General features: G+C 71.0%; 23 protein-coding genes. 19 read left to right on the forward strand and 4 right to left on the reverse strand.

Annotated elements, in window-relative coordinates; translation table 11 throughout:
• The first annotated feature begins 53 nt into the window (after positions 1-53).
• Positions 54-728 carry a hypothetical protein gene (locus O7616_RS09880; protein WP_282262446.1) on the forward strand — a complete coding sequence of 225 codons (675 nt, stop codon included), beginning with the start codon at positions 54-56 and terminating at the stop codon, positions 726-728.
• A 69-nt stretch (positions 729-797) separates the two neighbouring features.
• Here O7616_RS09880 and O7616_RS09885 read toward each other — a convergent pair whose 3' ends face one another.
• Positions 798-1,319 carry a hypothetical protein gene (locus O7616_RS09885; RefSeq protein ID WP_282306514.1) on the reverse strand — a complete coding sequence of 174 codons (522 nt, stop codon included), beginning with the start codon at positions 1,317-1,319 and terminating at the stop codon, positions 798-800.
• Positions 1,320-1,326: 7 nt separating this feature from the next.
• Complete coding sequence (locus O7616_RS09890) at positions 1,327-2,034, reverse strand: DUF899 family protein (RefSeq protein WP_282306515.1); 708 nt, start codon at positions 2,032-2,034, stop codon at positions 1,327-1,329.
• Between the two features lie 137 nt (positions 2,035-2,171).
• On the opposite strand from O7616_RS09890, the gene O7616_RS09895 reads away from it, so the two are divergent.
• Positions 2,172-3,092 carry an RNA polymerase subunit sigma-70 gene (locus tag O7616_RS09895; RefSeq protein ID WP_282306516.1) on the forward strand — a complete coding sequence of 307 codons (921 nt, stop codon included), beginning with the start codon at positions 2,172-2,174 and terminating at the stop codon, positions 3,090-3,092.
• A gap of 18 nt (positions 3,093-3,110) precedes the next feature.
• Here the strand turns inward: O7616_RS09895 and O7616_RS09900 are convergent, their stop codons facing one another.
• Entirely contained in the window at positions 3,111-4,352 is a 1,242-nt protein-coding gene (locus tag O7616_RS09900; RefSeq protein WP_282306517.1) for an SUKH-3 domain-containing protein, read from the reverse strand.
• A 79-nt stretch (positions 4,353-4,431) separates the two neighbouring features.
• Between O7616_RS09900 and O7616_RS09905 the strand changes: the two genes are divergently transcribed.
• From O7616_RS09905 to ahcY, 12 genes are all read left to right on the forward strand, one after another.
• A complete protein-coding gene (locus tag O7616_RS09905) occupies positions 4,432-4,854 on the forward strand; it encodes a YbaB/EbfC family nucleoid-associated protein (protein ID WP_282306518.1) in 423 nt (140 codons plus the stop codon).
• Positions 4,851-5,183, forward strand: a complete 333-nt coding sequence (locus tag O7616_RS09910; protein WP_282262437.1) for a hypothetical protein — start codon at positions 4,851-4,853, stop codon at positions 5,181-5,183. The genes O7616_RS09905 and O7616_RS09910 overlap by 4 nt, the downstream gene beginning before the upstream one ends.
• 15 nt (positions 5,184-5,198) lie before the next feature.
• Positions 5,199-9,257 carry a toxin glutamine deamidase domain-containing protein gene (locus tag O7616_RS09915; RefSeq protein WP_282306519.1) on the forward strand — a complete coding sequence of 1,353 codons (4,059 nt, stop codon included), beginning with the start codon at positions 5,199-5,201 and terminating at the stop codon, positions 9,255-9,257.
• 376 nt (positions 9,258-9,633) lie between these two features.
• On the forward strand, positions 9,634-9,924 hold the full coding sequence (locus O7616_RS09920) for a hypothetical protein (RefSeq protein ID WP_282306520.1): 291 nt from the start codon (positions 9,634-9,636) through the stop codon (positions 9,922-9,924).
• A 230-nt stretch (positions 9,925-10,154) separates the two neighbouring features.
• Positions 10,155-10,853, forward strand: a complete 699-nt coding sequence (locus O7616_RS09925; RefSeq protein ID WP_282306521.1) for an endonuclease V — start codon at positions 10,155-10,157, stop codon at positions 10,851-10,853.
• A gap of 304 nt (positions 10,854-11,157) precedes the next feature.
• Entirely contained in the window at positions 11,158-12,189 is a 1,032-nt protein-coding gene (locus O7616_RS09930; RefSeq protein WP_282306522.1) for a hypothetical protein, read from the forward strand.
• Positions 12,190-12,259: 70 nt separating this feature from the next.
• Positions 12,260-13,645: a phosphomannomutase/phosphoglucomutase gene (locus tag O7616_RS09935; protein WP_282306523.1), complete on the forward strand. Its 1,386-nt coding sequence runs from the start codon at positions 12,260-12,262 to the stop codon at positions 13,643-13,645.
• A gap of 61 nt (positions 13,646-13,706) precedes the next feature.
• Positions 13,707-13,892, forward strand: coding sequence for a Trm112 family protein (locus tag O7616_RS09940; RefSeq protein ID WP_030490836.1), 186 nt, complete (start codon positions 13,707-13,709; stop codon positions 13,890-13,892).
• The gene (locus tag O7616_RS09945; protein WP_282306524.1) at positions 13,889-15,085 is read left to right on the forward strand and encodes an SIS domain-containing protein; all 1,197 of its coding nucleotides are present in this window, start codon (positions 13,889-13,891) and stop codon (positions 15,083-15,085) included. The genes O7616_RS09940 and O7616_RS09945 overlap by 4 nt, the downstream gene beginning before the upstream one ends.
• A 67-nt stretch (positions 15,086-15,152) precedes the next feature.
• Positions 15,153-16,160, forward strand: coding sequence for a cation diffusion facilitator family transporter (locus tag O7616_RS09950; protein WP_282306525.1), 1,008 nt, complete (start codon positions 15,153-15,155; stop codon positions 16,158-16,160).
• 3 nt (positions 16,161-16,163) lie between these two features.
• Positions 16,164-17,327: a mannose-6-phosphate isomerase, class I gene (manA, locus tag O7616_RS09955; RefSeq protein ID WP_282306526.1), complete on the forward strand. Its 1,164-nt coding sequence runs from the start codon at positions 16,164-16,166 to the stop codon at positions 17,325-17,327.
• A 281-nt stretch (positions 17,328-17,608) separates the two neighbouring features.
• Complete coding sequence (ahcY, locus tag O7616_RS09960) at positions 17,609-19,108, forward strand: adenosylhomocysteinase (RefSeq protein ID WP_282306527.1); 1,500 nt, start codon at positions 17,609-17,611, stop codon at positions 19,106-19,108.
• A 63-nt stretch (positions 19,109-19,171) separates the two neighbouring features.
• Here ahcY and O7616_RS09965 read toward each other — a convergent pair whose 3' ends face one another.
• Complete coding sequence (locus O7616_RS09965) at positions 19,172-19,330, reverse strand: hypothetical protein (protein WP_282262420.1); 159 nt, start codon at positions 19,328-19,330, stop codon at positions 19,172-19,174.
• Positions 19,331-19,548: 218 nt separating this feature from the next.
• On the opposite strand from O7616_RS09965, the gene mtrA reads away from it, so the two are divergent.
• The 5 genes from mtrA to raiA all read left to right on the forward strand — a co-directional run bounded on the left by mtrA (position 19,549) and on the right by raiA (position 25,470).
• Positions 19,549-20,238, forward strand: a complete 690-nt coding sequence (gene mtrA / locus O7616_RS09970; RefSeq protein ID WP_278150699.1) for an MtrAB system response regulator MtrA — start codon at positions 19,549-19,551, stop codon at positions 20,236-20,238.
• Positions 20,239-20,250: 12 nt separating this feature from the next.
• On the forward strand, positions 20,251-22,068 hold the full coding sequence (mtrB, locus tag O7616_RS09975) for an MtrAB system histidine kinase MtrB (protein WP_282306528.1): 1,818 nt from the start codon (positions 20,251-20,253) through the stop codon (positions 22,066-22,068).
• Positions 22,065-23,882 carry an LpqB family beta-propeller domain-containing protein gene (locus O7616_RS09980; RefSeq protein ID WP_282306529.1) on the forward strand — a complete coding sequence of 606 codons (1,818 nt, stop codon included), beginning with the start codon at positions 22,065-22,067 and terminating at the stop codon, positions 23,880-23,882. The genes mtrB and O7616_RS09980 overlap by 4 nt, the downstream gene beginning before the upstream one ends.
• Before the next feature lie 4 nt (positions 23,883-23,886).
• The gene (locus O7616_RS09985) at positions 23,887-24,585 is read left to right on the forward strand and encodes a ComF family protein (protein WP_282306530.1); all 699 of its coding nucleotides are present in this window, start codon (positions 23,887-23,889) and stop codon (positions 24,583-24,585) included.
• A 246-nt stretch (positions 24,586-24,831) separates the two neighbouring features.
• A complete protein-coding gene (gene raiA / locus O7616_RS09990; protein WP_282306531.1) occupies positions 24,832-25,470 on the forward strand; it encodes a ribosome-associated translation inhibitor RaiA in 639 nt (212 codons plus the stop codon).
• Positions 25,471-25,480: the final 10 nt, after the last annotated feature.

A 25,480-nucleotide genomic window follows, 5' to 3' on the forward strand; every position in this document is an offset into this window, starting at 1 on the left:
GCTCCCGTCCGTACCAGGCGGTGACGGAAACACCGAGGACGGGAGTGACGGCGATGAGGGTGCAGCGCAAGCACGTGCTGGCGGCGAGCGTGGCGGTGCTCGCCGCAGCGGGTGTAGCGGTCGGTACCAACCTGGGGTTCGCCGGCACCTCCCCGACACGGTCGTCCGTCTGCTCCGGTTCGGTCACCTTCTCCGCGGAGGGCGGGGCGCCTGCGGCGACCAGCGATCGCTTCCCGGTGGGTACCCGGCTGCGGGTGACCAACCTGGACAACAACCGGGCGGCCACCGTCACGGTGACCGGCCCGTCGGGCAGTTGCGTCCTGCTCAACGCCGCGGCCATGGAGCTGGTCCGGGAGCCCGGGAAGAACGTGATCCGCCGCAACGTGGTGGAACGCCTCGACGGTGCCGCGCCGCCCGCCGCCGCGCCGGCACCCGGAACGGTACGCCCCGGCGCCGCCTCACCCGGCGCGTCCGGCCCGGCACCCCGTTCGGCCTGCTCCGGTGCGATCACCTTCTTCGAGGAGGCCGCCGGTCCGGCGGCCACCAGCGGGCAGTTCCCGGTGGGCACCCGGCTGCGGGTGACCAACCTGGACAACAACCGGGCGACCACCGTCACGGTGACCGGCCCGTCGGGCAGTTGTGTGCTGCTCAACTCGGCCGCGATGGAGCAGATCCGTGAGCCGGGCAAGAACCTGGTCCGCCGCAACACCGTCGAGGTGCTTCGCTGATCCCGGAGTAGGGGCCCGTGCATCGGGCCCCTACTCCAACGTCAGGTGATCGCCGTCTGGCCTGCTCGGCTAGCTCATGAGGAAGATCATGGCCGCGAGGCTCGCCCCCATGGCCAGGTGCTCCCAACGGAGCAGGTTCGTGATCGGTGTACTGCGCAGCCGGACTAGTGCGGTTGCCATCCAGCAGAGGTAAGCCGCCATGGCGGCGCGTAGCAACACAAGCGCCGCGTCGTGGCCGGGGCCGGTGCCGTGGTCCGTCCGGGGTCCGCCGGTCATGTGGTGGGTAACCATCGACTCGGCGGGTTGATGCATCAGCACGGCGAGCGCCATGAGCACGGCCCCGGCCGTACGGTGCCACTCCACCTCCGCGCCGCGCTCGGTCGGACCGCCGACGACGATTGCCACCGCCAAGGCCAGGAGCAGCAGCGTGCCCGCGTACTGCACAACCGGTGCGGCGTCGAGGGCCACGGCGGCCATGACAGCCACCATCGCACCCGCAACCATGCGGGCTCTGCGGGAAGCGCCCGCCCGCGGCACGACGCAGCAGCAGGCTGACACCGCGGCCGACCCGAGCATGATCACCTCGATCATCGGGACGTCATCGCGGTGCGACGCCGGGGCGTGACCATTGCGCGGTGGGGCGGCCGTTGAGGCGCCACGGGTGCCCGGTGACCCGCGGCCAGCCTTCAGGCGAGTTTTCCCAGTTCTCCTGCCGGCCGTACACCGTGAGATCCAGGGCGTGGTAGGTGGTCATCAAGGCCTCCACGCCCCGCCCGGTGGTCCAGTAGGTCTCGTAGACCTCGTCGCCGTCGCGCAGGTAGCACGCGATGAACCCGAAGCCGCGACCGTCGACCAGAACCGGGTCGGAGTCTTTCGCCGAATACCAGGGGAACCGGTAGCCCATGAACTCCGCGAACGGAGCACTTTCGTCGTAGGGGCCCTGGCAGAACACGGCGTAGGTGACGTCCCGAGCGTGCAGGTAGTCCAGCATCTGCACATGACAGGTCGAGAAGGTGCACCCCTCACACTGATGCTCGTACGGTTTGCCGTCGTGCCACATGTGGAAGTAGGCGATGAGCATCCGGCGGCCCTCGAACACCTCCACCAGCGGGGTGTCCCCGCCAGCGCCCCGCACCGCCACCGTCGGCATCAAGGTCATCGGCAGCTGACGGCGAGCGGCTGCGATCGCGTCTCCTTCGCGGGTATGGGCTTTCTCCCGGACCAGCAGTTCGTCGCGCTCACGCAGCCAGGTCTCCCGGTCGACGACCGGGGGCGCGGCGGCGCTGAAGGCGGGGGTTGCCGTCATGGCTATCTCCTTCGTGGGGTGGGGATCGGTCACAGGTACAGACGACGGAGTCGGCGATCGTCATCGTTGACCGATGACGGATGGGGTCCGCTGTCGTCAGTACGGTTGTGAGAACCGATCAGCCCCGGGGAGATCACATGCCCGACTCGCCTGACGAGCAGGCGGTCTGGCTGCAGCGCGCCTTCGACGAGCACCGACATGAGCTACACGTCCACTGCTACCGCCTCGCCGGGAACGTCACCGACGCGGACGACCTGGTGCAGGAGACCTTCCTGCGTGCCTGGCGGGCTCGCGACCGCTTCGAGGGTCGCGCGTCGGCGCGCACCTGGCTCTACCGGATTGCCACGAACGTCTTCCTCGACAGCCGCAAGGCGGCCGGTAACCGCACGGTGCCGTACGGTGATCCGCTGGAGTGGTCCACCGAGCTTGGTCCCTATCCCGACGCTCTGCTGGCCGACGATCCGCAGACCGGTCTCGCCGCCCGGGAGACCGTCGAACTGGCCGTGATCGCGGCGCTCATGTACCTGCCGCCGCGGCAGCGGGCGGCCTTCGTGCTGCGCGACGTCTACGGCTGGACACCGCAGGAGATCGCCGCCGCGCTCGACACCGCCGTAGCGGCCGTCAACAGCCTCCTCCAGCGGGCCCGCCACACCCTCCGGGGGCGCGCTCCGTCGGACCCGAAGGACTGGCGCCGCCCGCAGCTCACCAGTGAGGACGAAGACATCCTGCGCCGCTACGCCAACGCGAAGGACCCGGAGACGATCCGGGCACTGCTCGCCGAGGACGTACGGATCACGATGCCGCCCGAGCCGCCGGTCGTCGGGATCGACGCGGCCGCGGAGTTCCTCGGCCGACCGCTCGACTGGCGTACGTTCCCCACCTCGGCCAATGGGCGCCCGGCACTGATCAACTATCTCCGCCGGCCCGGCAGCCCGCACTACGAGGCGTTGGTCGTCGACGTACTCCGGATCGAGAACGGGAAGATCGTAGAGAGCAACGCCTTCATCGGTGCCCGTCACGTCGCCGCCTTCAGCATGCCCGCCACGCTCGAGCCCTAGACGAGTGACGTCGGAGTACTAGTCCGCCTGCCAGGTGCCGTTGTCGCGGACCCGAGCCGGGGCGCGGCCGAGCAGCAGAGTGGTCAGTGCGGCGTCGATGGTGTCGCCGAGGAACCACTCTCCGGCCTGGTCGAGCGCGAAGACCCGCCCCCGCTCGTCGACGGCCAGGATGCTGTCCTGCTGCTCGGTGCCGATCGGGAAGAGGCGTACGCCGAGCACCGCACCGAAGTCCGCGAGCGTGTCGGCGGTGTGCGCGATCGTGTGCGGGCGGATGTCGAAACGGGAGATCCACACCTGCTCGCCCCGGCCGCGCCGGGCACCGACCAGGCTGGGAAACGCGGTCAGCGCCTCCACGGCGGCCGGGAAGACCGAGTGTCGATGGGTCGCCCCCGGCACCGCTGTCACGTCCCGTACCGCCGCGGCGGCCATGATCTGGTCGCCGATGTGCGGTCGCCAGCCGGCCGCGACCAGCGCGTTGGCCACCTCCGCCGGGAAGCGCCCGGGGTCGGGGTCGGTCGCCGCCGGAGCGCGCCAGGTCTCGGTGTACGCCCGAGCCGTCTCCGGTAGGACGTTGGCGCGCACCAGGAAGCTGATGCACGAGTCGCAGGGCAGCTCCGCCGGGCCACCGGCTGGATCGCCGGGCTCCCGGATTCGGAAGATCTCGAACCGGGCGCCCTCCAGCAACGCCGCCGCCTCGGCCCGACCCATCGGCGCGATGCCCTCGGCGGCCCGGCGGTGGTCGTACTCGTGCAGCACGTCGGAGACCACGATCAGCTCGGCGTGGGCGTCCCCGCCCCGGACCAGCTCGCCCGGAGGCAACTGGTCCAGATAGGTGCGGACCAGCGGGTGATGATTCAGCGGCACGTCGCCCTTCGCGCCCTCCGCCGTCCAGATCCGCCCGTCGATCGTCAGGTGCGCCGACGTGTTCGGGGTGGGCACCCGGTGGATCTCCCGGACCAGCAGCCTCGACGGGTCGACGGTGCGGGGAGCGGTCGGCCCGGCCGGCTGACTGCGCCGGTACAACTCCGCCACCACATCGCTCGGCACCCGTGGCCAGGTGGTGACCGTGCCGGTCTGCTTGTCGATGACTGTCGTCGGCAGGTCCCCGGGGACCGTCCGCACCTCGGTGGGCACGACGGACGTGATGACGTACCCGAGGTCGAACTCGTCCACCATCGCTGTGCACTCGTGGCCCAGGCGCTGCGAGTCGCGGCGGGCCCACGTGGCGGCGAGCTGCTCGGCCTGCTGACGGTCGATCACGCTCTGAAACTACCGGACTACACGGATCGATGGCAGCCGGTATGGTGCTGCTCTACCGACGGTGACGGGAGGAACGGCGGTGAGCGAACACGTGGACCGGCACGCCAACCGCGAGCTGCGGGCCCGATTCGACGACGTGTACGGGCAGTATCAGCAGCTCAGGTCCGGTTTGGACAATCTGCAGACACGGCTCGCCGAGCTGCGGGTCACCCGGCGATCGGCCGACGGTCAGGTCACCGCGACAGTTGGCGCACGCGGCGAGTTGATCCAGGTGGAGCTGGCGTCGACCGTCTACCGCGAGCGCGACGCCGCAGCGCTCGGCCGAAAAATCACCGAAACAGTCCACGCCGCCGCGACCGCCGCCGTCGACGCCACTCGCGACCTCGTCGCGGAGAGCATGCCGGCCAGGTCCGGCTCGGTGGAGTTCCTGCGTACCGGCGACTACGCGGCCCTGCTCGGTCGAGCCGACGCGGTGCTCGGCAGGCGGGAGGGGCAGCCATGACCGACGGGCGACTCTGGCTCGATCCGTCCCGGGCGTGTCGAGGCGGCGCCGACCTGGCGCTCGCCGGGGAGGCGGTGACGGCCCGTCGAGCGGCCGAAGGCGGTGCGATCGAGGCCGCGAGCGGTGCCAGGCCGTGGGGTCGCGACGACATCGGCGCGGCGTTCGAGCGTAACTACCGCGAGATCGAGCAGATCGTCATGCGGGCCTGGGCGGGGGTCGGGCACCGACTCACCGAGTTGGGCGGCGACGTGGTTCGCGCCGTCGACGCGAGCGTGCAGACCGACGCTGCCAACGCCGGTCGGCTCGCTCGGATCACCGACCGGCACTGACGGCCGGGGATCGCGATGACCGTGCTGCCCAGCCCGATTCCGCACCCACTGGACCTCGCACCCTGGGACGTTCCAGGGTGGATCTACGAGGCCCTCGACTGGGTGGTCGGTGTGCAGTGGCCGGAGGGTGACGAGCGAGCCGTCTGGGACGTCGCCGACCAGTGGTACGACGTCGCCGCCGTGCTCGCCGGTCCGCATGCCGACGCCGCCGCGGCCGCCGTCGAGGTGCGCAACGGGTACGGCGGGGTCGGGGCGGTCGACGCGGCGTTCGAGGCCGCCTGGCGGGGCATCGCCGAAGGCGCGGACGCGCCGCTGCCCGTGCTGCTCGCGGTGACCGCCGATCTCGGCCGACTGGTCGAGGAGTGCGGCTGCGACATCGAGGGCGCCAAGCTGGAAGTCTGGATCGAGCTGGGCATCCTCGTCATCGAGCTGCTCTCGGTGGCGGTCGCGGCGGTGCTGACCGCCGGTGCCGCCACCCCGGCCGCCGGGGCGGCGATCACCGCCACGAGGCTGCTGGTCCAACAGATCATCAAGCGGCTGATGGGTCAACTGGCCGGCAAGTCCCTCAAACACGGGCTCCGGGAGGCCGGCGAGCGAGCCGCCAAGGAGGTCGCCCGAGACGGGGTGCGAGGGCTCGCCAAGCGGGCCGCCCGGGAAGGGCTGGAGGAGGCCGCGGAGGAGAGCGGCGTCACGCTGGCCACCCAGGCGTACCAGAACTCCACCGGCCGGGCCCACGGCCTGGACCTGACCGACCTCGGTGCCTCGGCGGTCGGTGGGCTCGCCGGTGGGGCGGTCGCGCCCCTCGCCGGCCTCGGCCGACACGCGACCGGGCGAGCGGCCCGCGTCGGTGAGCACCTGGGGCGGGAGATGACCGGCGAGGTGCTCGCCGACAGCGCTGCCAGCCTCGCCACCGGCCACGGCCTGACCTCGATGGAGGACGTGGCCCGGGCCGCCGCCTCCGGGGCCACCGGCTCGGTGACCGGCCAGACCGACCACGCCCTACGCGCCCGGCTCGACGCCCAGGCCGACGCCCTCGCCGGGGCGTCACTCGTCGGCCCCACGCTGCCGTCCGTGGCGGCACCAGTCTCCTTCCCGCCTCCCGAGGCGGATCCGGCCGGGGTGTCTCCGGTCGTTCCGACGCAGGCCACGCCACCGGACCAGGTGGCCCCGCCCCGCGCCGACCGGCCACCCGCCGCCGACGTGAACGTGTCGGCGTCACCATCGGTGGCCGCCGGGTCCGACATGGACGGCCTCGACAGTCCGCTGCGTGCCCCCGAGCCGAACACACTTCACCCGACGGACGTGAGCGCCACACAGCAGATCGCCGCCGACCCGACGCTGTCGTCGGTGGATGCGGGTCGGGTGTTGCCGTCGGTGGCTGCTGATCCGGCGTCGTTGCCGGTGGATGCGGGTCGGGTGTTGCCGACGGACGCTGCTGATCCGGCGTCGTCGTCGGTGGATGCGGGTCGGGTGTTGCCGACGGACGCTGCTGATCCGGCTCTGCCGCCGGTGATCGGTGATCCGGCCGTGTCGTCGGCAGACGTTGGTCGGAGTGTGCCGACGGTGGCTGCCGATCCGACGTTGTCGTCGGTGGCCCCGGATCCGAGGATGTCTGCGATGACCACGCCCGGGGCCGTTGAGCCGGTCACCGGTGTCGCGCCGGGCCAGCCGGGAAACCCGCCACACACCGCCGGCCCGGTCGCCTGGTCTCCCTCGACCGGCGCGCCCGCACCGACAACAGCGCCCGGCGTGATGCCGCCGGGCACCGTCGCTACCCCGCTGATCGGTACGACCCCGACAGTGGTCGGCCGGTCCACCGTGCCGTCCCGCCCAGCGGCACGAGGCGTGCGCGCACCGGCACCAGCAGCCGAGCACCCGGCCCGGGGCAGGGCGTCGATCCCCGTCGAGCTGGTCTTCGGTGACCCGGTGGTGCCGGCGACCGAGGCCGACGACTCCTACGCGGCGCAATGGGCCGCCGAGGCCGAAGCCGCCGAGCGGCGGCGCTACCAGGGCCACTACGAATCACAGCGGACCGGCTTCGAACGCAATCGCCGCCAGGCGGAGGCGATCCGTCTGCGCGCCCGGGCGGCGGAGCACGATCGTCGGGCCGTCGAGTACGCCACCTACGCCCGACAGTTGCACCGCGCGGGTAACCGGCAGTGGGCCGACGGCTGGCAGCGAGCCGCGAACGACGAGGCACGCGCGTACGCCCAATGGCGTGACCTGGCCGACGCGGTGCTGGCCGGCACCACGGCACCGCAGGTCGTGGACCTCGGTGCGGCCACCTTCGAGCATGCCAACCGGGACGTGGGCGCCCTCGCGCTCGGCGCGGTGGAGACCGGCGGCCCGTCCCGGCTCACCGGCGACGACCATCCGCCACCGATCGACGACTCCCGACCGTACGGAAAGCCCGGCGGACTACGTCCGCCGCTCGCCCTGCACCAGGTGGACGTCGAACGGCAGATGCCCCGCGAGCCGGACGGCACCATCACCCGCACCGCCGACCCCCGACGGGGCGGCTGGTTCCGGCTCCTCAACGACGGAGGTCCCGCCGCCGACGCCACCCGGGGCATCAACTGCCTGGACTGCACCCTGTCGTTGTTCGAGACCTGGGTGCACGGGCGGCCACGGGTGTCGGCACCACGTACCTTCGACGGTTACCTCAACGGTGACATCCGCCGACCCATCCGGGGCGAGGCAGGCGGCCCAGGCCGGGTGGAGGACGTCACCGGCGGGCGCTTCCAACAACTCCTCGCCCCGTCCGGTCAACGCACCTATGCCGAGCACAGCCGGGAGGCCGCCGACCGGGGGTACCGCAACCTGCACGACCAACTGCTCCTGGGAGGCCACGGCAGCTACGCGTTCCTGGTGACCGAGTGGGCACACGGCGGATCGCACGCCTGGGTGGCGCTCAACCAGAACGGCACAGTGCTCTACGTCGACCCGCAGACCGGTGTGGTCCGCGACCGGCCGTTGTACCCCGACGTGAGCGGCATCGACGCCCTGGTGCTGGACGGGACCGGCCGACCGATGCCGCTCGGCGGGCTGCCCCGGGGCCGGTTCAGCGAGCGGCCGGACCTGCCGGACCACCCCTCGACGTACGACAACGCCGGCCACGGCGACCCGTACGTCAACCGGATGTACCTACTCCTGGACGGCCCTGGCTCGGCGCAGCACCCGGTCACGCCGGTCGGCGACGAGGACGAAGCAAGCGGATCGCATCCTCCAGACGTTGAGTTGGCGCAGCTCACGGCAGAGGAGTTGGCAGGCTTGACGGACCTTCGTGAACGAGCGATCGCGGTTGCCAATCATGTTGAGGGGGAACTTGCTCAAGTTGGGCGGATCGTGTCGGAGGCGATGGGCCTCCCACAGCCGATCCAGTTGCGTGACAAGGGCACTCGTGTCAAAGGTCTGAACTCTTTGGCGCGGAAGTTCCTCGACGAGGCGCGGAGTTTGGCCATCAGCGTTGAGCAATTCGCGGGTACCGTTAACGACGCTCTGCGGTTCTTGTTCGAGATGCCGCCTGGCGAAAAATATCGGGTTGGTGTTGAGTTAGTGCTCGCAAGTCTCACGGAGGCAGGTTTTTCCGTCCCGCCGGCGGAGCTCAAGAACTTCTGGCGGGCGGGCAACAGGTTTTACGGATTCAATTGCACGCTCCAGTCTCCCGACGGCCTTCTTGTCGAGTTGCAACTGCACACCCGAGATTCACGAGCGGCATGGATGCAGACTCATGTCGACTATGAGATTCTGCGTCGGGTCGGGAGTAGTCCAGAGGAGCACGTGCACGCATTTCTGAGGATGCTTGCCGCGAACCGCGAGCGCCGGATGTCGGAATGTGTGCCCCCCGGTTTGGCGGATCGCTTTCCAACCAAGGACGCGAGCTTCGCCAAGTGGCTGAGCAGAAACGGAGATGCGTGGAGCAAGTATCAATCGTGGCTTGATCGTCAAGGGGCTAGCTTCTCGCAGATAGCTGAAGAGTTGGGGCTGGATTCCAGCGACTTCCCAATAGCGGAAGATGTTGCCGTCAAGTTGGAGAAAGAAATTGTTGACGTACTACGTAATTTATCGCAATGACGAGAGGGAGGGAGGGGCGGCCGGACTCTTCGTGGCTGATGCGGGTACCGGAAACGCGATCCTGTGGGATCACCGACGCGGAGGCTGGGCCTTCGACCCTGCCCTTGTGGCACGTTTCGTTAATGACTACCGGAACGATGATCGGTTCGAAACAGTCAACAGGTCGACGGCTGAGAGAGTGGCCGAGGCCATCACTGGCGGTAGCCCTCTGCTTGATGAGGACAGCATCCGCGCCATGTTTCCGTCCGATTCAGATGATACTGGTCGATAGCCACCGGCGTCAGCGAACAGGAGCGCCACGCGGGCGGCCTGGACAGGCACGAGTTGGCACGGACCGGATAGGCGCGGGGTAGGCACTGCCGAATAAGATCGACGCATGGCGAGATCCGGCTCGGAGAGCATCTGGTCCACTGTCTGGGCATGGCCGGTCGGCATCGCGGTCGGTCTGGCCGTCGGCATCCCCGTGTTCGGCGCGAAGGGTGGAGTGGCCTTCGGCGTCGCCCTCGGCGTTGCCTTCGCGGTCGGCCTTGGCGCGATCAGAGACCGAAAGTCCACCGTCGAGGCTGCTCAGGCAGGTCTTCCCGACCAGGGCGACGCCCGTGATCAGTCGACCAAGGGTGCGACGGACGGCAGTGCCACTGGCGTGGGCCCGGACCGTCCCCTCTGACCATGATCGACTCGCGTTTCACGAAAACGGGGCATCCAGCGGCGTTGGATGGCCCGGTTTCCATGAACTCGAGTGGATCACGGCCGTGGACGACCGCGCGGCCGGGCATCAGCGCCGAGCCGGACATCAGCGCACGGCCGGGCGCCAGCGCCGGTCCAGGCGCCAGCGCACGGCCGGGCACCAGCGCCGAGCCGGGCACCAGCGCACAGCCACATGGCAGCGCAAGCCCAGTGATCGGCGCGCAGCCGGCGGGGCCGGGCGGTGTGGCCGAGGCGTTGGCCGTACAGGAGGAGTTGCGGCCGCTGGTCGATCTGGTCGGGCCGGGGCCGAGCGCGCCTGCGACGGTGGCCGGCCTGGATGTCGCGTACTCCCTGGGTGGTGACCTTCTGGCGGCGGCCGTGACGGTGTTGGACGGCCGGACGTTGGAGGTGACCGAATCGGCGGTCAGCGTGGGGCGGCCCGCGTTCGACTATGTGCCGGGGTTGTTCGCGTTCCGTGAGTTGCCCGCGCTGCTCGCCGCACTGGACCGCCTGACCGTCGTGCCGGACCTGTTGGTCTGCGACGGGCACGGGCTGGCCCATCCGCGTCGGTTCGGGTTGGCCTGCCACCTGGGGGTGGTCACCGGGCTGCCCGCGATCGGGGTGGGGAAGACGCCACTGGTCGGGACGTGGGATCCGCCGGCTGGCCAGCGGGGCGCCTGGTCGCCGCTGCGCGACGGCGGTGACGTCGTCGGCCGGGTGCTGCGGACCCAGGACGGCGTGAAGCCGGTCTTCGTCAGCGTCGGGCATCGGATGAGCCTGGAGAACGCGACAGCGCAGGTGCTCGCCTTGACACCGCGCTACCGGCTGCCGGAGACCACCCGCACCGCCGACCGCCTCAGCCGCGACGCCCTCGCCGAGGCTCAAGCCCAAGCCCAACAAGCCGACTGACCGTGGCTGAGCGCCCGCGTTGAGGCAGGCCGCCGACCGCCCGAGCGCCCGCGTTGAGGCAGGCCGCCGACCGCCCGAGCGCGCACAGCGCGGGCCGGTCCACCCTGCCTGGGCGGGCCCTCCACCTGCGGCGAACCGCGGCGATGCTGATCCTCTCCGCCGGTCGACGGGCCGGGTCGCAAACAGGGTCGTAAACCGTAACGCCGCACACATCCGGCCCGCTCTATGACCGGCGGCCCTGATGGGCCGGTAGTAGCCTGTCCCGCGGACCCCACCCGGGGAGAACGGCGAGGTGATCATGACGGTGCGTCGACGCACGACGCGGCTCGCGGCGGTCTGCGCGCTGGTGGGCGGCCTGGTGCTGCTCGGCGCGTCGCCGGCGTCCGCCGACAGCGACGTGGTCCGGGTCGGTGCGGCCAGCAGCTTCGCCGCCGGCGGTTCCCCGCAGGGGGTGAACGTCGCGGTGCGCAAGCGCACCGACGGGTGCGTCCTGCTGCGTACCACGTTGGGTCTGCGCCTTGACGGTCTTCAACCGGACCAGGTGAAGGTCGAAGTCGCCGCGGATGGGCGTTGGCTTCCGGTGGGCGTGTCGGGCGGCACTGGCACGGTGCAGACCGCGCAGACGTCGCCCGCGAAGCCGAGGCTGTGCAAGGGCAAGGCGATCACGATGCGGTACCGGGTGGCGATCGCCGCGGGCGCCCCCGGTGGTCGGCTCGTCGTGACCGGTGTGGGTCTCAGCGCCGAAGGTCAGACGTTGGGTCACCACAGCGACGCGGCCCGGGTCACCGGTGGGCGGGTGACGCCGTCGCCGACGCCGTCGAAGACGCCGTCGCCCACGCCGACCCCCACCGAGGTCGCGACCGTCGACGAGGCGGTGACCCCGGCAGCCCTGGTGTCCGACGCGCCGGACACCAAGGCGGCTGCCGCGGAGTCGTCCGGCGGTGGATCACCGGTGATGTTCTTCGGCATCGTGATGGTGGCGGTCGGTCTGCTGCTCATCGTGCTGCTGTTGCGTCGCTCGCGGCAGGACCGCAAGCCGTCCGACGAGTCACCGGACTCGCTTCCGGGTAACCCCGGCGGCACCACCTACCGCGTCGGTGGTGGGTCACCGGCCGCGCCCGGTCGCCCAGGCCAGGTGTACGGCCAGCAGCCACCGGCCGCCGGCTGGGGTGCCGTGCCGTCGCCGCGCCCCCCGGCCGGCGGCGGGGTCTATGGTGCACGGCCGGGCGGCACCACTCCCGAGGCGACGCAGCCGATGCCCGGCGGACCGCCGACCGGGACGCCGCCGACCGACGAGGGCGGCCACACCGTCTTCATTCCCCGGCTCCCCGGCTGAGCGAGGCTGGACCTGCCGCCTCCGTTAGGCTCAGGCTCGGTGTCTAACTTGCGGCCAAGGAGTGGAACACGTGTCTGATCTGTCCCAGATCGTGAAGGCGTACGACGTTCGAGGGACGGTACCGGACCAGTGGGACGAAAGGGTCGCCGAGGCGCTCGGGGCCGCGTTCACCCAGCTGCTCAACTCCACTGACGAGCCGGGCGACGCGGTTGTCGTCGGGTACGACATGCGGGCCACCTCGCCCGGGCTGGCCGCCGCGTTCGCCGCCGGCGTACGCGCCGAGGGCCGCTCGGTGATCGAGATCGGTCTCGCCTCCACCGACCTGCTCTACTTCGCCTCCGGCTCGCTCGACCTGCCCGGTGCGATGTTCACTGCCAGCCACAACCCCGCGCAGTACAACGGCATCAAGATGTGCCGCTCCGGTGCCCGTCCGATCGGGCAGGAGAGCGGTCTGGCGGAGATCCGGGACCGGGCTCAGGCCCTTCTGGATTCGGGCGAAGCCCGTCCGGCCGGTGAGCCGACCCGGCCGGCCGAGCGGCGTGACCTGCTTCCGGACTACGCCGGCTACCTGCGCAAGCTGGTGGACCTCTCGGGCATCCGGCCGCTGAAGGTGGTCGTCGACGCCGGCAACGGGATGGGTGGCTTCACCGTCCCGACCGTGCTGGGCGACGCCGCCCTGTCGCCGTTGCCGCTGGAGATCGTGCCGCTCTACTTCGAGCTGGACGGCAGCTTCCCCAACCACGAGGCCAACCCACTGGACCCGGCGAACCTGGTCGACCTCCAGCGGGCGGTGGTCGAGCACGGCGCCGACATCGGGTTGGCCTTCGACGGCGACGCCGACCGGTGCTTCGTGGTGGACGAGCGCGGCGAGCCGGTCTCGCCCTCGGCGATCACCGCTCTCGTCGCCGCGCGTGAGCTGGCCAAGCACCCGGGTTCCACGGTGATCCACGGTCTGATCACCTCCAGCGCGGTCGCGGAGATCATCCGTGAGCATGGTGGAGAGCCGGTCGTCGCCCGGGTCGGGCACTCGTTCATCAAGGCGGAGATGGCCCGGACCAACGCCGTCTTCGGCGGCGAACACTCCGCGCACTACTACTTCCGCGACTTCTGGTTCGCCGACACCGGCATGCTCGCGGCGATGCACACCCTGGCGGCGTTGGGCGAGCAGTCCCTGCCGATGTCCGTGTTGGCCGGCGAGTACGAGCGCTACATCGCCTCCGGTGAGATCAACTCGACGGTCGCGGACCAGGCGGCGGCGGTGGCCGAGGTGCGGGCCGCGTACCCGGAGGCGGTGGCCGACGAGATGGACGGGCTCACCCTGCGTTTCCCCGACGGCGCGTGGTTCAACCTGCGCGCGTCCAACACCGAGCCGTTGCTGCGGCTCAACGTCGAGGCACCCTCCCGTGATCGGATGGTCTCGCTCCGGGACGACGTGCTCGAGCGCGTTCGCCGATAAGATCGCCTGCGCCGGTCGGCACCGCCGTCGGTGAAGCCGCACACGTGGAAGGAGCCGTGCCATGGCCCTGGATCCGCAGTTGCTCGAGATTCTCGCCTGTCCGGACACGCACCACGCCCCGCTCACCTACGATGCCGAGGCGCAGACGTTGACCTGCACGGAGTGCGGTCGGATCTTCGAGGTCCGCGACGACGTGCCGGTGCTGCTGCTCGACGAGGCGCGCGGCGGCCCTGGGCAGCCCTCATGATCGACGGCACGGCTGGGGTCAGCGGCCGTCGCGAAGCGGACGAGGCCCTGCTCGACAACCCGGACGCGCTGGCCGAGCACGACCCGGGCGGCATGCTCCGGCACACCGCGTCGGCCGGCGCGCAGGTCCGCGAGAGCGCCGCACTGGCTGCTGAGGCGAACCTGTCGGTCCTCGCCGACGACGGGCGGCCCCGAGCCGTCGTCATCGCCGGCATCGGCACGGCTGGGCGTACCGGGGATGTGCTCGCCACTGTCGCCGGGCCGCGCTGCCCGGTCCCGGTCATCGCGCACCGCAGCGCGGGTGTGCCCGGCTGGGTGGGCGCGGCCGACGTGGTGATCGCGGTGAGCGCGTCCGGTCGGAGCCCGGAGGCGCTCGGCGCGGCGGAGGCCGCGCACCGGCGCGGTGCCCGACTGGTGGCCGTGGGCGCTCCCGACTCGCAGTTGCAGTCGATCGCCGAGCAGGCTCGGGCGCCGTTCATTCCGGTGCCTCGGCGTGCCCCGGCGCGGGCCAGCCTCTGGGCGCTCACCGTGCCGGTCCTGCTCGCCGCCCGTTCCCTCGGGCTCGTGAAGGTCAACGAGGCGGACCTGGCGGAGACCGCGGCCCGGCTGGACGCGGAGGCAGACCGCTGCCGGTCCTCCGCCGAGTCGTTCGTCAACCCGGCCAAGTCGCTGGCCCTGGGGCTGGCCGGTTCGATCCCGATCGTGTGGGGCTCGTCCCCGCTGGCGACCGTCGCCGCCCGCCGGTTCGGCGACACCCTGTCCGCCAACGCCCGCTACCCGGTGGTCACCGGAGCGCTCGGTGAGGCCGGTCGGGGTCGGGTCGGGCTGCTCGACGGCGTCTTCGGTGGCCTGGCCGAGGGGGAGCGCGACATCTTCGCCGACCCGACCGAGACCGACGGCGAGGGCACCCGACTGCGGTTGGTGCTGCTGCGTGATGGCGGGCTCAACGCCGAGGACGACACCGACGAACCCTTCGCCGTCGAGGAGCGCCGCGCGGACGCGGTGCAGACCCTCGCCGAGCGTCGCGGTGTGCGGTGCGACGTGGTGACCGCCGAGGGTGGCTCCGCGCTGGAGCGGCTGGCCTCGCTGGTCGCGGTCCCGGATTTCGCCTCGATCTACCTTGCCCTGGCCCACGGGTTGGACCCGATGGCCGTGCCGGCCATCACCGAGATGAAGGAGCTGTCGAACCAGTGAACGGACGTAGGGGGCGGCGCGTCATGCGCGGGCCGGTCGGCTTCGTACGGCGAAGCGGAGCGGTGGCATGAGCGCCAACGGTGGGACGAAGGCGATCGTCGCCGCCCTCCTGGCCAACGTCGGCATCGCCGTCACCAAGTTCATTGCGTTCCTGCTCTCCGGCTCGTCGTCGATGTTGGCCGAGGCGGTCCACTCGGTCGCCGACTCCGGCAACCAGGGCCTGCTGCTGCTCGGCGGTAAGCGGGCGAAGCGGGCGGCCACCCCGGAGCACCCGTTCGGGTACGGCCGGGAGCGCTACATCTACGCGTTCATCGTGTCCATCGTGCTGTTCAGCATCGGTGGCCTGTTCGCGCTGTACGAGGCGTACCACAAGTGGCACGACCCGCACGGCATCGAGTCCTGGCACTGGCTGCCGGTGGTGGTGCTCGTGGTGGCGATCGTCATGGAGTCGTTCTCCTTCCGGACCGCCATCAAGGAGTCCAACCACATCCGGGGCAACCAGTCCTGGGTGCGCTTCATCCGCCGGGCCAAGGCACCGGAGCTGCCGGTCGTGCTCCTGGAGGACTTCGGGGCGCTCGTCGGTCTGGTGTTCGCGCTCTTCGGCGTCACCATGACGCTGATCACCGGCAACGGTGAGTGGGACGCCGCCGGCACCGCGATGATCGGCATCCTGCTGGTCGTCATCGCCGTGGTGCTGGCCATCGAGACGAAGAGCCTGCTGCTCGGTGAGGGTGCCGAGGCGTCCGAGCTGGCCGCCATCGAGCGGGCCGTCACCGACGGCCCCGAGGTGGAGCGGATCATCCACATGAAGACGCTCTACCTGGGGCCGGAAGAGCTGCTGGTGGCTGCCAAGATCGCCGTGCCGGAGTGGGAGAACGCCCACGACCTGGCGCGCGGCATCAACGCCGTCGAGGCGCGGATCCGCGCGGCGGTGCCGATCGCCCGGGTGATCTACCTGGAGCCGGACGTCTACAGCGTCGCCGCCGCCAACGCCGGCACCGGCGCCGCCGCCGACACCGCTGTGCCGCCGGCAGAGGGCGCGGCCGGTGAGGCGGCCGGGCGGGCCGGAGGCTGACGGGTGGAACCGCTGTACGGACCGATCCGCGACTACGCCTGGGGGTCCCGCTCCGCCATCGCTCTCCTGCAGGGGCGGCCGGTGCCCAGCGAGGGGCCGGAGGCGGAGCTGTGGTTGGGCGCCCACCCGGGCGCCCCGGCCAGCGTGGCCCGTGCCGGCCTGCGGGTGAGCCTCTGTGACCTGGTGCGGGACGAGCCGGGGCAGTGGCTCGGCCAGCGGGTGTCCGAGCGCTTCGGTGACCGCCTGCCGTTCCTGCTCAAGGTCCTCGCGGCCGACGCCCCACTGAGCCTGCAGGCGCATCCGGACGCCGAACAGGCCCGGGTCGGCTACGCGGCCGAGCAGGGGCGTCCCGAGGGGGAGCGCAACTACGCCGACCCGCACCACAAGCCGGAGTTGCTCGTCGCGCTCACCCCGTTCGAGGCGTTGTGCGGCTTCCGGGACCCGACGGAGTCGGCCGAGGCCCTCGCCGCGTTCGGCGTACCGGAGTTGACGCCGGTGGTCACCGCGTTGCGTGACGGGCCGACGGGGCTGCGGACGGCGGTGCGGACGCTGCTCGGCTGGCCGGTGGCCGAGCGCGAGGCGTTGTTGGGTTCGGTGCTGGCGTCCTCGGCCGACGGTCCGGACGCGGAGCTGGTCCACCGGTTGGCCAAGGCGTACCCGGCCGACCCGGGCGCGCTGGTGGCACTGCTGTTGCACCACGTGCGGCTGGTCCCGGGGGAGGCGATCTGGATGCCGGCGGGCAACCTGCACGCCTACCTGAGTGGCTGCGGTGTGGAGATCATGGCGGCCAGTGACAACGTGCTGCGCGGCGGCCTGACCCCGAAGCGGGTGGACGTCGACGAGTTGTTGCGGGTGCTGCGCTTCGAGGTGCTCGACGATCCGGTGCGCTCCGCCCAGCCGGTCGGCCCGGGTGTGGACTGGTGGCCCGTTCCGGTGGACGACTTCGCGCTGCACCACGTACGGGTCGACGCGGCGGTGCCCTCGGTCACGCTGCCGCTGCCCGGTCCCCGGGTGGTGCTCTGCGGTGGTGGGTCGATCACCGTGGACGATGGCGCCGGAGCGGTGACGCTCGTGTCCGGCCAGGCGGCGATCGGCACGGCGGCGGGTGAACCGTTGCGGATCAGTGGCGACGGTGACGCGTACGTGGCGACGTCGGGGCTGAGCTGACGGCTGTCCGGACCACGACACAAGTCCGACTTTTCCGGAATAGCTTGACGCGACCCTGCCTGAGTGTGACTCTATGAGTACGCAGCGTTATCGCGACGACGGTCCGAGAACGTGCGGGGGAACCAAACCGGGGGGATGCACGGGGCGGGCGGGACGTGGGCGGCTGAGTCTGTCCACCACCGACCGCCCCGTGCGCTGTTCCGCGGCCCGTCCCCCGGATGCCCGCCGCCGACGCGCGTAAGGTGGAGGGTCGGCGCAGACATCGTTCGACAGGAGCTTTCATGACCAGCACCCTCCCGGCGGCCGCCAGCGGTACGTCGTCCGAGGCCCGGCCGAGCACGCTCGCCGACGGCGACTTCAAGGTGGCGGATCTGTCGCTCGCCGAGTTCGGGCGTAAGGAAATCCAGCTCGCCGAGCACGAGATGCCCGGCCTCATGGCGATTCGGCGGGAGTTCGCCGAGGCGCAGCCGCTCGCCGGCGCGCGGATCACCGGCTCGCTGCACATGACCATCCAGACCGCCGTCCTGATCGAGACGCTTGTCGCGCTCGGCGCGCAGGTGCGCTGGGCGTCGTGCAACATCTTCTCCACCCAGGACCACGCCGCCGCGGCGATCGTCGTCGGCCCGAACGGCACGCCCGAGGCCCCGGCCGGCGTTCCGGTGTACGCGTGGAAGGGCGAGACCCTCCCGGAGTACTGGTGGTGCACCGAGCAGGTGCTCGCCTGGCCGGACGGGCAGGGCCCGAACATGATCCTCGACGACGGCGGTGACGCCACCCTGCTGGTGCACAAGGGCGCCGAGTTCGAGAAGGCCGGTGTGGTCCCGCCGGTCGAGTCGGCCGACTCCGAGGAGTACGCCGTCATCCTCGAGCTGCTGCACCGCTCGCTCGCCGAGGACGGCCAGCGGTGGACCCGGATCGCCGCCGGCATCAAGGGCGTGACCGAGGAGACCACCACCGGCGTGCACCGGCTCTACGAGATGCACCGCGCGGGCACCCTGCTCTTCCCGGCCATCAACGTCAACGACTCGGTGACCAAGAGCAAGTTCGACAACAAGTACGGCTGCCGGCACTCGCTGATCGACGGCATCAACCGGGCCACCGACGTGCTGATCGGCGGCAAGATGGCCGTGGTGATGGGCTACGGCGACGTGGGCAAGGGGTGCGCCGAGTCGCTGCGCGGCCAGGGCGCCCGGGTCGTGGTGACCGAGGTCGACCCGATCTGCGCGTTGCAGGCCGCGATGGACGGCTACCAGGTCGCCACCCTGGACGACGTCGTCGAGCAGGCGGACATCTTCATCACCGCCACCGGCTGCTTCGACGTCATCACCAACGAGCACATGGCTCGGATGAAGCACCAGGCCATCGTCGGCAACATCGGCCACTTCGACAACGAGATCGACATGGCCGGTCTGGCCAAGCGTTCCGACGTCGAGCGGGTCAACATCAAGCCGCAGGTCGACCTGTGGCGCTTCGCCGACGGCCACGCCGTCATCGTGCTCTCCGAGGGTCGCCTGCTGAACCTGGGCAACGCCACCGGCCACCCGAGCTTCGTGATGTCGAACTCGTTCGCCAACCAGACGATCGCCCAGATCGAGCTGTTCACCAAGACCGAGGACTACCCGATCGGCGTCTACGTGCTGCCCAAGCACCTGGACGAGAAGGTGGCCCGGCTGCACCTGGGCGCGCTCGGTGCCAAGCTGAGCACGCTGACCAAGGAGCAGGCCGCGTACCTCGGTGTCTCCCCGGAGGGTCCGTTCAAGCCGGACCACTACCGCTACTGATCGACGGTTCCGGACCGGGTCGGCTGTTCGCAGCCGGCCCGGTTCGTCGTCTCCGCCGTCTGCTCAGCCGGAGCGGGGGTCACGCCGGGTGGGTCGGAACCACGTCCAGACGCACCAGGCCAGCCAGCCGAGCGACACGATGGTGGCCAGCGCCCGCATGCGCAGTGCGCTGAGCAGCAGCACCACGGCCAGCACCGCCAGCCACGGCAGGAATCCCTTCACGGCGGGGATCCTCCCACAGCCGTCCCGCACTGATCGGTCCGCACGCGGGGCCCACCGGGGCAGAGAGCTGTGCCGCTCCTCGACTGACCGCCGTCCGGATGGCGACAGCGGAAACGGCCGGGGCTGCGGTGGCGCCGGGCGGCGCCGAAGGGGGATCATGGTGACAGCCAGGCAGACGCCGGTCCCACCGAACTGAATGAGGATGCAATATTAATCCCATGAGAGCCCGCGTACTGGTGGTCGACGACGACCCCGCGCTCGCCGAGATGCTCGGCATCGTGCTGCGCAGTGAGGGTTTCCTGCCCTCGTTCGTGGCGGACGGCGAGCGGGCGTTGGCCGCATTCCGTGATAGTCGCCCCGATATCGTGCTGCTTGACCTGATGCTGCCCGGAATGAGTGGTATCGACGTCGCCCGGTCGATCCGGGCGGAGTCCGGCGTGCCGATCGTCATGCTCACCGCCAAGAGCGACACGGTGGACGTCGTGCTCGGCCTGGAGTCCGGTGCCGACGACTACGTGGTCAAGCCGTTCAAGCCCAAGGAACTGGTCGCCCGGATGCGGGCCCGCCTGCGCCGTGGCGAGGACGTGGCTCCGGAGATGTTGACCATCGGGCCGCCCGACAACCAGATCTCCATCGACGTGCCCGCGCACACCGTGAGCCGCAACGACGAGGAGGTGAAGCTGACTCCGCTGGAGTTCGACCTGCTGGTCGCGCTCGCCCGCAAGCCCCGTCAGGTCTTCACCCGTGAGGTGCTGCTCGAACAGGTCTGGGGTTACCGGCACGCTGCCGACACCCGTCTGGTCAACGTCCACGTCCAGCGGTTGCGGGCCAAGATCGAACCAGACCCGGAGCGGCCGGAAATCATCCTCACCGTGCGGGGCGTGGGCTACAAGGCGGGGACCGGATAGCCTGGTCGCACTGTGTCGACCTCGCCGCCCACACCCTCCCCGAGCACGTCAGCCCGCCGGCTCAGCGTCGGCGGGGAGGTCTGGCGTGCCGTGAGCGGCCGGGTCGCCCGGGTCGTGGCCCGGGTGCACCAGACCTGGCGTCGATCGCTCCAGGTCCGGGTCGTGACCATCACGCTCGTCGCGTCCAGTCTGCTGGTCGGCGGTTTCGCGTTCCTGATCGCTGACAAGATCACCACCATCCTGTTGGACAACGCCCGCAGTGACGTCCGGCAACGGGTGACCAGCGGCGCCAGCTACGCCACCAAGCAGGTCTCGCTCTACGGCCAGCCGCAGGAGGCGCAGCTCCAGGAGACGATCGACGACACCGTCAACTACCTCGCCGGTGGCGACCCGCAGCAGACCAGCGGCGTGGTGGTGGCGATCACGGCCAACGGCTATCCCGACCAGATCCAGACGCGCACCGCGCCCGCCGCGAACGTCCGACCGCTGATCAGCCCGGAGCTGCGCGCGGCCATCGCCGACGGCAAGGTGGCCAGCCAGATCCGCACCGGGCGGCTCACCGGCGAGCCGACCAAATACCTGGTCTACGGCTCACCGGTGCCCACCCGCTTCGGTCAGATCGAGATCTACTACCTGGTTCCGTTGACCCGCGAGGACGTCACCGCCGCCGACGCCCGAGCCACGGTGGTGGCCACCGGGGTCGCCCTGGTGATCCTGCTCGGGCTGCTCGCGGCGCTGGTCACCCGTCTGGTGGTCAACCCCGTCCGGGTCGCCGCGCGGACCGCCCAGCGGCTCTCCGCCGGTCTGCTCGACCAGCGGATGGTGGTCAACGGCGAGGACGACCTCGCCCTGCTCGCCGCCTCGTTCAACCAGATGGCCACCAACCTGCAACGGCAGATCCTGCGCCTGGAGGAGATGTCCCGGTTGCAGCGCCGCTTCACCTCCGACGTCTCGCACGAGCTGCGTACGCCGCTGACCACCGTCCGGATGGCCGCTGACCTGATCTTCGCCGAGCGCGACGAGTTCGACCCGGCGGTGGCCCGCAGCGCCGAGCTGCTCCAGGCCGAGTTGGACCGGTTCGAGGAGCTGCTCACCGACCTGCTGGAGATCAGTCGGTTCGACGCGGGCTTCGCCATGCTGGATTCCGAGCCGACCGACCTGGTGCCGGTGGTGCACCGGGTGGTCGACCGGCTGGCCGGGCTGGCCGAGCGGGTGGGGGTCCCGATCGAGCTCGACCTGCCGAGCGCACCGGTGATCGCCGAGGTGGACCCGCGCCGGGTCGAGCGGGTCCTACGCAACCTGGTCGGCAACGCGGTCGAGCACGGCGAGGCCCGCCCGGTGCTGATCACCCTCGGCGTCGACGAGACCGCCGTGGCGATCACCGTCCGCGACCATGGGGTGGGGCTCAAGGTGGGCGAGGAGAAGTTGGTGTTCAACCGGTTCTGGCGGGCGGACCCGTCCCGGGCCCGGCAGACCGGTGGCACCGGGCTGGGCCTGTCGATCAGCCTGGAGGACGCCCGGTTGCACGGCGGTTGGCTGGAGGCGTGGGGTGCTCCCGGGCAGGGCGCACAGTTCCGGCTCACGCTGCCGGCCCGCGCCGGCGACCGGCTGACCACCTCACCGCTGCGACTGGTCCCGGCCGACGCCGCGCTGCCCTTCGGTGGCCCGCGCGACGGCGGCCCGCTGGCCATCGGCCCGGGCACCGGCGGCGCCTTGGCGATCGGCCCCGGCAGCGGCGGCCCTGGCAGCGGCGGCCCCGGCGGCGGTGGAGCGTCGGCGGGTGGTCCGGCTCCGGCCGGGGACGAGCAGCGGGCGGAGGTGCGCTCATGAGACGGCAGTCCCTCTTCGGGGCGCTCGGTGTGGTGGTGATGCTGGGTGCCGGTTGCGGCATCCCGGCCGGCTCCGACGTGCGGGTGGACGGCAAGGGTGGGGCGGCGACGGGGGCCGGCGTGGTCGACCTGCGCAGCGGCGAGCCGCCGAAGCGGACGTCCAGCGGCAGCGACAACGAGATGTTCGTGCGCAACTTCCTGTCCGCCGCCGCGGGCGAGCCGGACCGGGCCTACGAGCGGGTCAAGGCGTACGTCGCCCCGGAGTCCAAATCTCGCCTGCAGGACAAGAAGGGCAGCGAGGTCGCGCTGAACGTGGTCCGGCTGCGCGAGGCGGTCTACACCCTGAACAGCGACTCCACCACCACCGTGAAGATCACCGTGCAGCAGATCGGCGTGCTGCGGGCCAACGGGGTCCTGGCCCCACCCGTCGCGACCGAGTCGGAGTACGAGTTCCGACTCCGCAGCGCGGCATTCGACGGTGGTGCCAACGACGACCGTGCCGGCCTCTACGTCCTCGACCCGCCGAACGTGCTGCTGCTCAGCGACGTCGCCCTCAAGCAGTACTACCAGGACGAGACGATCTACTTCTGGAGTTCCGACCGCAGCCGCCTGGTGCCGGACCAGCGCTACCGGCCGTTGGCGGTGCCCAGCGAACGCCGGGTCAACGAGGTGGTGAAGTGGCTGGTCGGCGGCCCGTCCGACTGGTTGCGGCCGGGGGTCGTCGGGCTGCCCGACCGCACCGAGTTGATCAACAACGCCACCGGCGCGGACAGCCGGTGGGAGGTCAACCTCGACATGTCCGGTGACGACCGGAACGGGATCGACCAGCTGATCACCCAACTCGCCTGGTCGCTCGGTGACCTGACCGGCAAGCTGGAGTTGAAGATCCGTAACAACTCGCAACCCGTGCAGGATCTGAGCGAGCGACGAAGCGCCCAGCAGCTCTACCCGAACGCCGACAGCCCGCGGCGGTACGGCGTGTACGAGGGTGCGATCCACCCGCTCGACTTCGAGGGCGAGCTCAGCGGGGCGGTGCCGCTGACGCCCGAGGTCAACCGCAACATCGTCTCCGCCGACCTCGCTGTGGCCAGGGACCGGCGGATCCTCGCCGCGATGATCACCACGGGCAGCAGCAACGGCCGGTACCGTCTGTCGGTCGGCACGGGCGCCGCGCCGGTCACCGGCGTGAGCCGCAGCGAGACGGAGTACTCCTCGATGAGTCGCCCGGTCTGGCTGCGTACCGCCGACACCCGGGCCGCTCGCGGCCTGGTGGTCGCCGACGGGCAGCTCTACCGCTTCGACGAGGCGGCCGGCATGTACCAGGTGCCGCTCAACCTGCCCTCCGGCAACGTCACGGCGGTGGCCGCAGCGCTCGACGGTCAGCGGGTGGCGCTGATCGCGGGAGGCCGGCTCTACGTCGCCGCGGTGAACCTCGACGGCGGCGGGGTCTCGATCGGGCCGCCCCGGCAACTGGCCACCTCGCAGACCGGCCTCACGGCTGTCGACTGGGGCCGGGAGGACCGGCTGGTGGTGGCGGGGACGGCGGGCCAGCAGGCGATCTACGAGATCAGCGTCGACGGCGCCCTGGAGACACCGCTGCGGACCGACGTCGGAGCCAAGGTCAACCACCTGACGGCGTACCCGACGAACCGCACCGTGCGATCACCCAGCGGGGCCTACATGTACGAGGCCAACGGGGTGGCCTACCGCAGCAGCCCGTTCGAGCGGATCGAGCCCGAACGCGTGCGGGACATCGCACCGGTGCCGGCCGGCGTACGCCCGAGCAACCCGTCGGCGCCCTTCTTCCTCTACTGACACGGTGAGCGGGCTCTGGGCGGACCTCGCCGACCTGGTTCTGCCCACCACCTGCGCGGGTTGTCGGGAGCGCCGGCCCGGCCTGCGGCACGGGGTCTGCCCGGCCTGCGTCGCGGCGCTGGAGGCGTTGCGTCCCCTGTCGGTCCGGCCCACACCCGCCCCGTCGGGCCTGCCGCCCTGCGTCGCGCTCGGCCCGTACGCCGGCCCGCTGCGTGAGGCTCTGCTGGCGTACAAGGACCACGGTCGGCACGGGTTGGCCCGTCCGCTCGGCGCACTACTCGCGGAGGTCGTCGCGGCGGCGGTCGGCGGGGCCCGTCCGTTGGCGCTGGTCCCGGTCCCGGACACGGCGGCAGCGGCCCGCTCCCGGTACGGGGACCACCTGGACCGGCTGGCCCGGCACTGCGCGGCCCGCCTCGCCCGCAGCGGTTGGGTGGTGCGGGTGCACCGTCCGCTGCGGGCGCTGCCCCGGCCCGACTCGGTCACCCTGGACAGCGCGGGGCGGGCGGCGGCGGCCGAGGCGGCGTTCCGGCCCCGCCCCACCACGCCGGGCCGGGGTGGCGGGGCACCCGTCGTGGTGCTGCTCGACGACATCGTCACGACCGGCGTCACCCTGGCCGCCGCAGCCCGGGTGCTGACCGCCACCGGCTGGGCACCGAGTGTCGCCGCGGTGCTCGCGGCGACCGAGAAAAGACACCACTCGTAACCGATCGTGTTTCCGTTTCACCCATTGGTGTACGAGCTGCGAAAAATCCTGGGCGGTCTCGGCGACATGGGGTGACTGTCGAGCGAACAGGAGTTAGCGTTTCGCTGTCGGGGGTAGGAGGTCGTTCCACCCGCCCCTGGCGGTGAGAGGAGGCGTAGCCGTACCAACCGGTCGACGCCAGCGGGTCTCCCCACGGCGCGCGACCGGGTCAACCGGATCGAAGACCGTCCGAACAAGGGAGGTCACGTGGACATCGTGGTCAAGGGCCGAAACGTCGAAGTACCGGACCATTACCGGGTGCACGTAGCCGAGAAACTCGCAAAGATCGAACGCTACGACCACAAACTCATTCGTGTCGATGTCGAGCTGTTTCACGAGCGCAATCCGCGCCAGGCCGACCACTGCCAGCGGGTGGAGATCACCTGCATTTCCCGGGGCCCGGTGATTCGGGCCGAGGCCTGCACGAACGACTTCTACAGCGCGCTCGACGCCGCCATCGCCAAGCTCGACACCCGGCTGCGCCGCGCGGCCGACCGTCGCCGCGTACACCGGGGGCGGCACGCGCCGATCTCCGTCGCTGAGGCCACCGCGGGCCTGCCCGTCGCGGACCTGGTGGCCCCCGCGCTGAGCGCCCCGGCCGACGGCGCCCGCGCCGGCACCGCCGTCGCGGAGCGGGTCGAAGAGGAGTACGACGACAAGCAGCCCTGGCACATCGCCCGGGAGAAGGTGCACCCGGCGGAGCCGATGACGATCGACGACGCGCTCTTCGAAATGGAACTCGTCGGCCACGACTTCTACCTGTTCCAGGACAAGGAGTCCGGCCGCCCCAGCGTCGTCTACCGGCGTCACGCCTACGACTACGGCATCATCTCCCTGGCCACCTGACCGCGTCGAT

The organism is Micromonospora sp. WMMD964, from assembly GCF_029581455.1.
Classification (GTDB): Bacteria; Actinomycetota; Actinomycetes; order Mycobacteriales; family Micromonosporaceae; genus Micromonospora.